This window comes from Streptomyces sp. NPDC060194, assembly GCF_042728285.1.
Taxonomy (GTDB): domain Bacteria; phylum Actinomycetota; class Actinomycetes; order Streptomycetales; family Streptomycetaceae; genus Streptomyces.
Genome location: NZ_JBHWZH010000171.1, coordinates 1 through 10,856, shown reverse-complemented (window position 1 = coordinate 10,856; position 10,856 = coordinate 1). Strand labels below are relative to the sequence as shown.

13 protein-coding genes are annotated in these 10,856 nt (G+C 72.2%); 8 read left to right on the top strand and 5 right to left on the bottom strand.

Annotated features, from left to right (window positions below; all coding sequences use genetic code 11):
• Positions 1-47: 47 nt before the first annotated feature.
• Both ACFWEG_RS25850 and ACFWEG_RS25845 read right to left on the bottom strand, forming a co-directional pair.
• Positions 48-542: an FBP domain-containing protein gene (locus ACFWEG_RS25850; RefSeq protein WP_387219641.1), complete on the bottom strand. Its 495-nt coding sequence runs from the start codon at positions 540-542 to the stop codon at positions 48-50.
• Between the two features lie 50 nt (positions 543-592).
• Positions 593-1,258, bottom strand: a complete 666-nt coding sequence (locus ACFWEG_RS25845) for a GPP34 family phosphoprotein (protein ID WP_387219638.1) — start codon at positions 1,256-1,258, stop codon at positions 593-595.
• Positions 1,259-1,371: 113 nt separating this feature from the next.
• On the opposite strand from ACFWEG_RS25845, the gene ACFWEG_RS25840 reads away from it, so the two are divergent.
• Both ACFWEG_RS25840 and ACFWEG_RS25835 read left to right on the top strand, forming a co-directional pair.
• A complete protein-coding gene (locus ACFWEG_RS25840; RefSeq protein WP_387219636.1) occupies positions 1,372-1,926 on the top strand; it encodes a TetR/AcrR family transcriptional regulator in 555 nt (184 codons plus the stop codon).
• A complete protein-coding gene (locus tag ACFWEG_RS25835) occupies positions 1,923-3,464 on the top strand; it encodes an MFS transporter (protein WP_387219634.1) in 1,542 nt (513 codons plus the stop codon). The genes ACFWEG_RS25840 and ACFWEG_RS25835 overlap by 4 nt, the downstream gene beginning before the upstream one ends.
• 75 nt (positions 3,465-3,539) lie before the next feature.
• Here the strand turns inward: ACFWEG_RS25835 and ACFWEG_RS25830 are convergent, their stop codons facing one another.
• Entirely contained in the window at positions 3,540-4,229 is a 690-nt protein-coding gene (locus ACFWEG_RS25830; RefSeq protein WP_387219632.1) for a lysophospholipid acyltransferase family protein, read from the bottom strand.
• A 199-nt stretch (positions 4,230-4,428) separates the two neighbouring features.
• Here ACFWEG_RS25830 and ACFWEG_RS25825 point away from each other — a divergent pair, with 199 nt between their 5' ends.
• From ACFWEG_RS25825 to ACFWEG_RS25815, 3 genes are all read left to right on the top strand, one after another.
• Positions 4,429-5,610: a glycerophosphodiester phosphodiesterase gene (locus tag ACFWEG_RS25825; RefSeq protein WP_387219630.1), complete on the top strand. Its 1,182-nt coding sequence runs from the start codon at positions 4,429-4,431 to the stop codon at positions 5,608-5,610.
• A gap of 76 nt (positions 5,611-5,686) precedes the next feature.
• The gene (locus tag ACFWEG_RS25820; protein ID WP_387219628.1) at positions 5,687-6,196 is read left to right on the top strand and encodes a sigma-70 family RNA polymerase sigma factor; all 510 of its coding nucleotides are present in this window, start codon (positions 5,687-5,689) and stop codon (positions 6,194-6,196) included.
• A gap of 36 nt (positions 6,197-6,232) precedes the next feature.
• Positions 6,233-6,736: a GNAT family N-acetyltransferase gene (locus ACFWEG_RS25815; protein ID WP_387219625.1), complete on the top strand. Its 504-nt coding sequence runs from the start codon at positions 6,233-6,235 to the stop codon at positions 6,734-6,736.
• A 16-nt stretch (positions 6,737-6,752) separates the two neighbouring features.
• On the opposite strand, the gene ACFWEG_RS25810 is transcribed toward ACFWEG_RS25815, so the two are convergent.
• Positions 6,753-7,145 carry a hypothetical protein gene (locus ACFWEG_RS25810; RefSeq protein WP_387219622.1) on the bottom strand — a complete coding sequence of 131 codons (393 nt, stop codon included), beginning with the start codon at positions 7,143-7,145 and terminating at the stop codon, positions 6,753-6,755.
• Positions 7,146-7,176: 31 nt separating this feature from the next.
• A complete protein-coding gene (locus tag ACFWEG_RS25805; RefSeq protein ID WP_387219619.1) occupies positions 7,177-7,545 on the bottom strand; it encodes a hypothetical protein in 369 nt (122 codons plus the stop codon).
• 515 nt (positions 7,546-8,060) lie between these two features.
• Here ACFWEG_RS25805 and ACFWEG_RS25800 point away from each other — a divergent pair.
• The 3 genes from ACFWEG_RS25800 to ACFWEG_RS25790 are packed head-to-tail and all read left to right on the top strand — an operon-like array spanning position 8,061 to position 10,771.
• A complete protein-coding gene (locus ACFWEG_RS25800) occupies positions 8,061-9,110 on the top strand; it encodes a methionine ABC transporter ATP-binding protein (RefSeq protein WP_387219616.1) in 1,050 nt (349 codons plus the stop codon).
• Positions 9,107-9,880 carry a methionine ABC transporter permease gene (locus ACFWEG_RS25795; protein WP_387219613.1) on the top strand — a complete coding sequence of 258 codons (774 nt, stop codon included), beginning with the start codon at positions 9,107-9,109 and terminating at the stop codon, positions 9,878-9,880. The genes ACFWEG_RS25800 and ACFWEG_RS25795 overlap by 4 nt, the downstream gene beginning before the upstream one ends.
• A 51-nt stretch (positions 9,881-9,931) precedes the next feature.
• On the top strand, positions 9,932-10,771 hold the full coding sequence (locus tag ACFWEG_RS25790) for a MetQ/NlpA family ABC transporter substrate-binding protein (protein WP_387219611.1): 840 nt from the start codon (positions 9,932-9,934) through the stop codon (positions 10,769-10,771).
• Positions 10,772-10,856: the final 85 nt, after the last annotated feature.

Genomic DNA, 10,856 nt, shown 5'->3' with positions numbered 1-10,856 from the left:
GGGCCGGGGCGTGATCGCCCGGCCCCCTTCCCGCGTCCCCCGTGGGGTCAGGCGTAGAGCGTGTCCAGGAAGCCGTCCAGCCGCCGGGTGAGCCGTTCGATCTGCTGCTCGACGGTCAGGGTCTCCTCGAACCGGCCGCCGGGGGCGGGGCGCTTGCGGCCGCGGACGTAGAGCGAGCAGTCGAGGTCGGTGCAGATGTACAGGCCGACGGAGTTGCCCTCGCGCCCGGCCGCCCCCGCCTTGCGGGCGGTCATCAGCGCGACCCCGGACGCCGGGTGCGTGGTGAGGCAGAGCGCGCACATGCTCCGCTGGGTGAAGCCCCGGCTGCCGGTCGCGAACCGCAGGGTGACGCCGGTCAGGACGCCGTCCCGCTCGGTGACCAGATAGCTGCGGTCCGGCGCGGAGCCGTCCCGCCAGCCGAGGAAGTCCAGCTCGTCCCACGGCCGCTCGGCCAGGTCCCGGGGCAGCGGCAGCCGCCCCGCCTCGCCCTTGGAACAGTTGACGAACGAACTACGGATCTGCTTCTCACCGACGGCCTTCATGGAAGGGACGCTAAGCCGGTTGGATGTAGCGTGCAAACGGATTCCGGGGATCAGACCGCGGCCGCCGCCACCGCGGCGGCCGTCGCCGCCGCCAGGACCGCCTGCATGGCGCGGATCGCGTCGCCGACCGCCCTGCTCGCCCACTCGCCGTCGGCGATCTCCTGGATGCGGGCGGCGACCTGCTTGCGGGGCACGCCCGGGAAGGCGATGCGGTGCAGCTTCGCGCCGTGGATCAGCGCGACGAGGCCGGCGTCCCGCTCGCCGGGCTCGGCCCCGTCGAGGACCAGGGCGCGGAGGCGTTCGCGCAGCTCGCGTTCGACGGACCCGTCCGCCTCGGGGTAGCGGGTCACGGGGAAGAGGCCGAGCAGGCGGGTCCGCTCCTCGCCCACCAGGCCGCGGTCGCACAGGCTCGCGATCGTGGCCTTGACGGACTTCTCACGGTCCCTCATCAGCCACTCCGTGACGGTCGGCGGCTTCTTCCGCCCGGCGGCCCACGCGTCGATCAGGGCGAGCCGCTCGTCGAGCAGCGCGGTGCCGGTCGGGGTCCGGTCCGCCACGCTCATCCGGTCCTTGTGCACGGACAGTTTTCCCGCCAGGACCAGCTCCAGGACGATCCCGCCGGCGACCGCCCAGCTCGCGGCCGCCCGCTCCTTGGCCGCCCCCGACTCGTCGTCCAGCGACAGCAGCATGACCTGTTCGCCCAGCGTGACCGACATCCCTCGACCTCCCCCTTCGCGGCCCGGTGGGCGGGCCTCTGCACCGAAGGACGTCCGGGGCTTGCCCGAAGTTCCATGAGACATTCATGTCTCACATGGGTTATGGTCGTCTCATGTCTGTCGACCGCGACCAGGTGCTGCGCGCCGCCGCCGCCCTCCTCACCCGCAAGCCCACCGCCACCCAGGACGAGATCGCCAAGGCCGCCGGGATCAGCCGGGCGACCCTGCACCGCCAGTTCGCGGGCCGGGACGCGCTGATCGAGGCGCTGGAGGTGCTCGGGCTCCAGGAGCTGGAGCGGGTCGTGGACGAGGCGCGGACCGACGAGGGCCCGGCCGCCGACGCCGTACGGCGGCTCGTCGCCGGCTCCGAACCGGTCGCCGGTTTCCTCGCCTTCCTGGTCACCGAGAACCAGCTCTTCGAGCCCGAGCGGATGAACCCCGGCTGGACCAGGATCGACGAGCGCTTCACCGCGCTCTTCCGCCGCGGCCAGGAGGCCGGCGAGTTCCGCATCGACCTCACCCCGGCCTGGCTCACCGAGGCCCTCTACGGCCTCATCGGCGCCGGCGCCTACGCGGTCCAGGAGGGCCGGGTCGCCGCCCGGGACTACCAGTACATGATCGTCGAGCTGCTGCTCGGCGGAGTCGCACGACGGAGCGTGGAGTCATGACCAGCATCGAGAAGCAGCCGGCGGCTCAGGAGGCGTACCGCCCCGGCCGCTGGCTCGCGCTCGCCGTCCTCGTCCTCGCGGTGCTCCTGGTCGCCGTGGACGCCACCGTCCTCGGCCTCGCGAGCCCCTTCATCACCGAGGACCTGCAGCCCTCCGGCACCCAGCTGCTGTGGATCGGCGACGTCTACTCGTTCGTGATCGCCGGCATGCTCGTGTCGATGGGCAGCCTCGGCGACCGCATCGGCCGCAAGAAACTGCTGCTCGTCGGCGCGGTCGCGTTCGGCGCGGTCTCCGTGCTCAACGCCTACGCCACCAGCCCCGAGATGATGATCGCGGCCCGCGCGCTGCTCGGCGTCGCCGGCGCCACCCTGATGCCGTCCACGCTCGCGCTGATCCGCAACATCTTCCACGACCCCAAGGAGCGCAGCCTCGCGATCGGCATCTGGGGCGCCGCGGCCTCCGCCGGCGCCGCGGTCGGCCCGGTCGTCGGCGGGTTCCTGCTCGAGCACTTCTGGTGGGGCTCGGTCTTCCTCATCAACCTGCCGGTGATGGCCGTCCTCGTCCTCGTCGGCGTCAAGCTGCTGCCGGAGTCCCGCGACCCGAACCCCGGCCCCTGGGACCTGCTCAGCGTGCTGCTCTCCCTCGTCGGCATGGTCGGCGTCGTCTACGCGATCAAGGAGGCGGCGGCGCACGGGGCGGGCTGGGGCGTGGCGGTCGCGGCGGCCCTGGGCGTCATCGGCCTGTACGGGTTCGTCCGCCGCCAGCTGACCCTGCCCTCGCCGCTGCTCGACATGCGGCTCTTCCGCCACCGCGGCTTCTCCGGAGCCGTCCTGGCCGACCTGCTGACCATCCTCGGCCTGTCCGGCCTGGTGTTCTTCCTCTCCCAGTTCCTGCAACTGGTCCAGGGCCGCTCGCCCCTGGAGGCGGGCCTCGCCGAACTCCCGGCCGCCATCGGCGCGGTGGCGGCGGGACTGGTCGCGGGCGTCGTCGCCCGCAGGTACTCGGTCCGCGCGGTCGTCGCCGGCGGCCTCGCCGCCGTGGGCCTCTCGCTCGGCGTGATCACCACGGTCGGGCAGTCCACCGGCTACCCGCTGCTCGGCGCCGCCCTGCTGGTCGTCGGGGTCGGCGCGGGCTTCTCCTTCACCGTCACCGCCGACGTCATCCTCTCCAGCGTCCCCAAGGAGCAGGCCGGTTCGGCCTCCGCCGTCTCCGAGACGGCCTACGAGCTCGGCGCGGCGCTCGGCATCGCACTGCTCGGCTCCATCGTCACCGGCGTCTACGCGGGCTTCGCGACGCCGCCGGGGGTGCCGGACGCGGCCCGCGACGCGGCGCACGAGTCGCTCGGCGGGGCGTGGGAGGTCTCCGGGCAGCTCCCCGCCGAACAGGGCGCGCAGCTCCTCGGCTCGGCCCAGTCCGCCTTCGTCGACGGTCTGCAGACGGCCGCCGGGATCGGCGCGGTCGTCCTGCTCGCGACGGCCGTCGCGGCGTGGTTCCTGCTGCGCGGACAGAAGCTGGAGGACGGGATCGAGCACCCCTGAACCGGGTGCGCTCCGCGGCCGCCCGGGTGCGGGCGGTCGCGGAGCGCTGAAGTCGGTCGCCGCGGGGTCGGCGGCTCAGGCCGCCTTCGCCTTGGTCGCGTACATGTCCACGTACTCCTGCCCCGACAGCCGCATGACCTCCGCCATCACCGAGTCGGTGACCGCCCGCAGCACGTAGCGGTCGCGGTCCATCCCCTCGTAGCGGGAGAACTCCATCGGCTCGCCGAACCGGATCGTCACCTTGCCCGGCCGCGGCACGCCCGCGCCGCCCGGCTGGATCTTGTCGGTGCCGATGACGGCGAACGGCACGACCGGCGCGCCCGTCATCAGCGTGAGGCGCGCGATGCCCGTACGGCCCCGGTAGAGGCGGCCGTCGGGGGAGCGGGTGCCCTCGGGGTAGATGGAGAACGCCTTGCCCTCCTCCAGCATCTGGCGGCCCGTCATCAGCGCCGCCACCCCGCCCCGCCCGCCGTCGCGGTTGACCGGGATCATGCCGACACCGGTGAAGAACCACGCCATGAGGCGGCCCTTGACGCCCTTGCCGGTGACGTACTCGTCCTTGCCGATGAAGCAGACCTGGCGGTCGCAGCAGAGCGGCACGATCATCGAGTCGATGAAGGTCAGGTGATTGCCGGCCAGGATGACCGGCCCCGTGCCCGGAATGTTCTCGGCGCCTTCCACCCGGGGGCGGAACATCAGGCGCATGATCGGTCCGAGCACTGCCTTGATGAGCGCGAAGCGCGACAACGGTTCCTCCGGTGTCAAGGTGTCCAGTTGAAACGGTGCAGGTGAGGACGATACTCGCGGGCCGCCGCCGGACGCACATCGGGTTCATGGACTCGATACACAGTGTTGACCCCCGTTACCTCTGCGTTCCGTCTACGGTCTCCCCGCCGTAAGGCGTACCCCCCTACCATCGGGCACCCGCCGCCGCCCGGTGCGGCGCATCCCCCTTGGAGGACCGATGACGCGAGACACCGCACGGGACCAGCGGCAGGGCGGGAGAGCGACGCGGCGGAGCGTCCTGGGCGCGGCCGTGCTCGGCGCCGGCGCGGCCGGACTCGGCGCGGCCGCCCCCGCCGCGTACGCCGACGGGCGGCGCGGGAACGGCGACGACCTGCCGGTGCCCACCGTCATCGCCCACCGCGGCGCCAGCGGCTACCGCCCCGAGCACACCCTCGGCTCCTACCAGCTCGCCCTCGACATGGGCGCGCACGTCGTCGAGCAGGACCTCGTCCCGACCAAGGACGGCCACCTGGTCTGCCGCCACGAGAACGACATCACCGGCACCACCGACGTCGCCGCGCACCCCGAGTTCGCCGGCCGCCGCACCACCAAGACCGTCGACGGCGTCAGCTACACCGGCTGGTTCACCGAGGACTTCACCCTCGCCGAGCTGAAGACCCTGCGCGCCACCGAGCGCATCCCCGGCACCCGCCAGGAGAACACCCTCTACGACGGCCGGTGGACGATCCCCACCTTCGAGGAGGTGCTCCGCTGGGCGGAGACGGAGGGCCGCCGCCGGGGCCGCCGCGTCTGGCTGCACGTCGAGACCAAGCACCCCACCTACTTCCGCAAGCTCGGCCTCGGCCTGGAGGAGCCGCTCGCCCGGCTGCTGAAGAAGTACGGCCGCCACCGGGCGAGTTCGCCGAACTTCCTGCAGTCCTTCGAGCCCGGCAGCATCCAGCGGCTCGCGCGGCTCGTCGACGCGCCCCTGGTCGTCCTGCTGTCCGGGGCGGCCACCCGGCCGTGGGACTTCGCGGAGGCAGGCGACCCCCGCACGGTGGCCGACCTGATCACCCCGCGCGGTCTGCAGTGGATCGCCGGCTTCGCCCAGGGCATCGGACCCACCCTCGACCTCGTCATCCCCAAGGACGCCACCGGCAAGCTGCTCGCGCCGACCACCCTGGTCCGCGACGCCCACCGCGAACGGCTCGTCCTGCACCCCTACACCCTGCGCAACGAGAACTCCTTCCTGCCGCTGGACTTCCGCAAGGGGACCGACCCCAACGCCTACGGCGACGTCTTCGGCGCCTACGCCGCCTACCTCGCCACCGGCATCGACGGGATCTTCACCGACCAGCCGGACACGGGACTGCTGGCCGCGGCGGACTTCCGCTCCGCCGGCCGCCGCGTCAACGGCTGAACCGGCCGTCGTCTCCGTACGGGTGAGCCGCGGCCGCCCCCGCAACCGGCCGCCCGGCGGCCGCGTGCCCCCCGGCATGGACACCATCGACGCCCTGCGCCCGCTGCTCGCCGCCGAGGCCGCCGCGGAGGCCGCGGCCGCGGACACCGACCCGGAGGACCTCGAACAGGACGTCTGGGTGAGGCTGCTGTCGCAGTCGCCGCCCGAGGACCGGGCCGCATGGGTACGCCGCGCGGTCCGGACCGAGGCCCGGGCCGCCCGGCGGCGGGCCCGCCGCGAGATCCCCTACGACCGCTTCGAGGACGCCGAGCCGCGCACCGAGGGCGAGAGCGGCCCCGAGCCCCGGGCGATCGACGTCGACGACCGGCTCCGGCTCCGGCGGGCGGTGTCCCGGCTGCCGGGCCGCTGCCCCGAGCTCCTCGCCGCGCTGCTCGCACCCGGCGAACCCACCTACCGCGAGATCGCGGGGGAGTTGGGTATGTCACAGGGCAGCTTGGGGCCGGTACGTTCCCGATGTCTGGGATGTCTGCGCAGATTGCTGGCCGCGGAGGTTGGCCCGGTCGAACGGTGGGGAAAGCAGCCGTAGACAACCGGCGTACAGGTGAGCGGGAGGCATGCACACATGGGCATGAGCGTGACCATCTCGGGGGCGACCGAAGAGGACGCCGAACAGGTCTTCCGGCTGCGCTACCTCTGCTTCCAGAGCGAGGCGGCCCGGTACGGCAACTACCGCATCGACCCGCTGGTCCAGAGCCTGGAGTCGCTGCGGGCCGAGGTCGCCGCCGGCGCCGTCCTGGTCGCCCGTCTCGGCGACGAGGTCGTCGGCTCGGCGCACGCGGCGATCGGGTCCGACCACGCGGGGGAGATCGCCAAGCTCTGCGTCCACCCGCGCCTCCAGGGCCACGGGCTCGGCGCCCGCCTGCTGCTCGCCGCCGAGCGGCTGCTCTCGGCCGAGCACGACACGAAGCAGTTCCGGCTCTTCACCGGCCACCGCAGCGAGAGCAACCTGCGCCTGTACCGCAAGGCCGGGTACACGGCCGTCGGCGAGCGCACCGGCGGCGACGGCGTGCGCCTGATCCTGCTGGAGAAGGGCGCGCCGTCCGCGTCCTACGTGGCCAGCGCCTGAGCGCGGCGCGGGAGCGTCAGCCGGCCGGCTCCTCCACCCGGCCGGCCTTCCGCAGCCAGTGGATGGCGGTGAGCGGCAGCAGCAGCGGGATGAACAGGTAGCCCATTCCGTACTGCGACCACACCGTGGAGTCCGGGAACGCGGACGGGTCGAGGAGCGTCCAGGTGCCCACCGTCAGCACCCCGGTCAGCTCGACCACGCAGCACGCCAGCGCCGCGCGGCGCGCCCGCTCCCCGCCGCGCACCAGCGAGTACGTGATGAAGAGGTAGATCAGCGCGGCGATCCCGGACAGGGTGTACGCCAGCGGGGCCTCGTCGAACTTCGTGAGGATCTCGTACACCGACCGCGAGAGCGCGCCCACCGTGATCACGCCGTAGAGCCACAGGACGACCACGCCGGGGCCGGACATGAGCCGTGTCCGGGGCGTCCGACCGGTCCGCTCAGCCATGGCCGCCGCCCCAGATGTCGTGCAGCCGCACCTGCAGCACGGCGAGGACGACCGCCCCCGCCGCCACCGTCACCGAGCCCCAGCGGGTGCGCTCGCTCAGCGACAGCAGACCGGCCGCCGGAACGCACGCGAGGGCGCCCACCAGGTAGGAGAAGAACAGCGTCCTGCCCTCCGCGGGCTCCTCGCCGCCCGCGACCAGCACGATCCCCACGACGAGCTGGACGAGCACCAGCAGGGTGACGACGGCCATCCCGATGAAGTGCCAGTCCTTGGTCGGCTGGTCCCGGTAGGCCGCGTGGCCGCACCACGCGGCGAGCAGGAGCGCGGCCACACTGGTCGTGACCGTCAGGGCAACAAGCATGAGGGGACCCTATTACGGCCCCCGGCGACCGCTTTGCCCGGCCCCGGGAGGTGGCGTCGGCCACATCGCGAGCGGCCGCCCGGCCGCCGCCCGGCCGGTGGGACGGGCCGGAGCACCTGCGGTGCGCGGGTCCTGCCGGGCCTCCGGGGTCGTATACCGAGGCGCGGACGGATGTCCGGTATCCGGACACCCCGGATCCGTTCGTCACACCGTCTGCTTTACTGGTCCGCATGACCACGACGAGCAACCGCATCCCTGCGACCGAGGCGACGATGACGCCCGGTGCTCGTTGTATGTGTCGAATGTGCGCCTTCTGAGGGCCCCCGCACCCGCTTTCGCGCCCCGAAGCGAGCTTTCCGCCCCGCCCGTGACCGACCCGCTCACGGACCGGGCCGCCCCGCGCACGCGTTACCTCCCGGCTTCGCGCCGTTTCCGACCCGTGTCGCGCCCTTCCGAAGAACGCCCCGTGCCCGGTGTGCGATCCGCGCCGCGCACTCGACAGTGACGGAATCACAGTGATCACCACCACAGGCCTCACGAAGGTCTACCGCTCGCGGTCCCGAGAAGTGACCGCCCTCGACGGAGTCGATCTCCATGTCCGCGAGGGCGAGGTCTACGGGGTCATCGGCCAGAGCGGCGCCGGCAAGTCCTCCCTCATCCGCTGCGTGAACCTCCTGGAGCGCCCCACCTCCGGCACGGTCACCGTCGACGGCCAGGACCTCACCGCGCTCGCCGGACGCTCCCCGCGCGCGGGCAGGCAGCTGCGCGAGGCGCGCTCGCGCATCGGCATGGTCTTCCAGCACTTCAACCTGATCTCCTCGCGGACCGTCCAGGCCAACGTCGAACTCCCGCTGGAGATCCTCGGGGTCAGCGGCGCCGAGCGTGGCCGCAAGGCACTCGAACTCCTCGACCTGGTCGGCCTCGCCGACAAGGCGAAGTCGTACCCGGCGCAGCTCTCCGGCGGTCAGAAGCAGCGCGTCGGCATCGCCCGCGCCCTGGCCGGCGACCCCAAGGTGCTGCTCTCCGACGAGGCGACCAGCGCGCTCGACCCCGAGACGACCCGGTCGATCCTCCAGCTCCTGCGCGACCTGAACCGGCAGCTCGGCCTCACCGTCCTGCTCATCACGCACGAGATGGACGTCGTGAAGCGGATCTGCGACTCCGCCGCGCTCATGGAGAACGGCCGCGTCGTCGAGTCCGGCACCGTCCCCGAGCTGCTCGCCACCCCCGGCTCCGAGCTGGCCGCCGCGCTGTTCCCGGTCGGCGGCGAGGCCTCCGGCCCCGACCGCACGGTCGTCGACGTCACCTTCCACGGCGCCGCCGCGACCCGCCCGGTCATCTCCCAGCTGTCGCGGACCTACAACATCGACATCTCGATCCTCGGCGCCGCCATGGACACCGTCGCCGGCCGCCAGGTCGGCCGGATGCGGATCGAACTGCCCGGCCGCTTCGAGGAGAACGTCGTGCCGATCGGCTTCCTGCGCGAGCAGGGACTGCAGGTGGACGTGGCGGACGAGGCAGACGGGGCCGCCCTGGCCGAGCTCGTGAAGGACGGTGCGAAGTGACCTGGTCCGAGATGCAGCCCCTGCTCGCGCAGGCGTGTTGGGACACCCTGTACATGGTCGGCTGGTCCGGCCTGATCGCCCTGGTCGGCGGTCTGCCGCTCGGCGTGCTGCTCGTCCTGACCGACCGCGGCGGGCTGCTGCAGAACACGCTCGTCTACAAGGTCGTCGGCCAGACGGTGAACATCGCGCGCTCCATGCCGTTCATCATCCTGATGGTCGCCCTGCTCGGCTTCACCCGCGCCGTCGTGGGCACCACGATCGGCCCGAACGCGGCGATCGTCCCGCTCGCCATCGGCGCGATCCCGTTCTTCGCCCGGCTGGTGGAGACATCCGTCCGCGAGGTGGACGGCGGTCTCGTCGAGGCCGTCCAGGCCATGGGCGGCAACACCTGGACCATCGTCCGCAAGGTGCTGCTCCCCGAGTCGCTGCCGTCGCTGATCTCCGGCGCCACCACCACCGTCGTCGCCCTCATCGGCTACTCCGCGATGGCCGGCACGGTCGGCGCCGGCGGCCTCGGCGACGTCGCCGTCCGCTACGGCTACCAGCGCTTCGAGACCGGGCTGATGTGGATCACCGTCGCCATCCTGGCCGTCGTGATCTCCCTGATCCAGCTGGCCGGCGACCTGGCCGCCCGCGGCCTGTCCCGCCGCGGACACGGCTCGGCCCGGCCCCGGCTGCGCCTCCTGCGCGCCGACACGGCCCCCGCCGGCACCGGCCCGGACGCCGGCTCCGCCCGCCCGGACGCCGCCGAACCCCTCAAGACCTCCTGACCCCCCTGGCCCCTCACCGGGCCGAACCATCCCTGGAGAAAGGCACTTTTCGTGCGTAACACCACCAAGATCACCACCGCCGTCCTCGCCGCCGGAGCGCTCACCTTCGGGCTCTCCGCCTGCGGTTCGGAGAAGGCCGCGACCGGATCCGAGGACGCGAAGGCGGGCAAGCCGCTGATCGTCGCCGCCAGCCCGGTCCCGCACGCCGAGATCCTGAACTTCGTCAAGGACAAGCTGGCGAAGAAGGCGGGCCTCGACCTGGAGGTCAAGGAGTTCACCGACTACGTCCTGCCGAACACGGCGACCGAGGACGGCTCCGTGGGCGCCAACTACTTCCAGAACAAGCCCTACCTGGACGACTTCAACAAGAAGAACGGCACCCACATCGTGCCGGGCGTCACCGTCCACCTCGAGCCCCTCGGCCTGTACTCCAACAAGGCGAAGAAGGCGGACGAGCTGAAGAAGGGCGCGACGATCGCCGTTCCCAACGACACCGTCAACGAGGCCCGCGCCCTCCAGCTCCTCGACGCCAACGGCATCATCGAGCTGAAGGAGGGCGCCGGCAACGCGGCGACCCCCAAGGACATCGCGAAGAACCCGAAGGCCCTGAAGTTCAAGGAGCTGGAGGCCGCCCAGCTGCCCCGCTCCCTCGACGACGTCGACGCCGCCGTCATCAACGGCAACTACGCCATCGAGGCCGACCTCAAGCCCGCCGAGGACGCCCTCGTCCTGGAGTCCGCGGACGACAACCCCTACGGCAACTTCCTGGCCGTCAAGGAGGGCAACGAGAACGACCCGCGGGTGAAGAAGCTGGAGAAGCTCCTCACCTCGCCCGAGGTGAAGAAGTTCATCGAGGACAAGTACGCGGGATCGGTCATCCCCTCGTTCTGACACGGATTCTGACGGTGCGTCACCTTCCTCTGACGGTGTGACACCTTCGGTCCCGACGGGGTCCGCCACCCTCCCCGGGTGGCGG

Excerpts from the sequence above, each read along its gene's own strand:
- ACFWEG_RS25850 (WP_387219641.1), bottom strand. The coding sequence starts at position 542 with ATGAAGGCCGTCGGTGAGAAGCAGATCCGTAGTTCGTTCGTCAACTGT.
- ACFWEG_RS25845 (WP_387219638.1), bottom strand. The coding sequence starts at position 1,258 with ATGTCGGTCACGCTGGGCGAACAGGTCATGCTGCTGTCGCTGGACGAC.
- ACFWEG_RS25840 (WP_387219636.1), top strand. The coding sequence starts at position 1,372 with ATGTCTGTCGACCGCGACCAGGTGCTGCGCGCCGCCGCCGCCCTCCTC.
- ACFWEG_RS25835 (WP_387219634.1), top strand. The coding sequence starts at position 1,923 with ATGACCAGCATCGAGAAGCAGCCGGCGGCTCAGGAGGCGTACCGCCCC.
- ACFWEG_RS25825 (WP_387219630.1), top strand. The coding sequence starts at position 4,429 with ATGACGCGAGACACCGCACGGGACCAGCGGCAGGGCGGGAGAGCGACG.
- ACFWEG_RS25820 (WP_387219628.1), top strand. The coding sequence starts at position 5,687 with ATGGACACCATCGACGCCCTGCGCCCGCTGCTCGCCGCCGAGGCCGCC.
- ACFWEG_RS25815 (WP_387219625.1), top strand. The coding sequence starts at position 6,233 with ATGGGCATGAGCGTGACCATCTCGGGGGCGACCGAAGAGGACGCCGAA.
- ACFWEG_RS25810 (WP_387219622.1), bottom strand. The coding sequence starts at position 7,145 with ATGTCCGGCCCCGGCGTGGTCGTCCTGTGGCTCTACGGCGTGATCACG.
- ACFWEG_RS25805 (WP_387219619.1), bottom strand. The coding sequence starts at position 7,545 with ATGCTTGTTGCCCTGACGGTCACGACCAGTGTGGCCGCGCTCCTGCTC.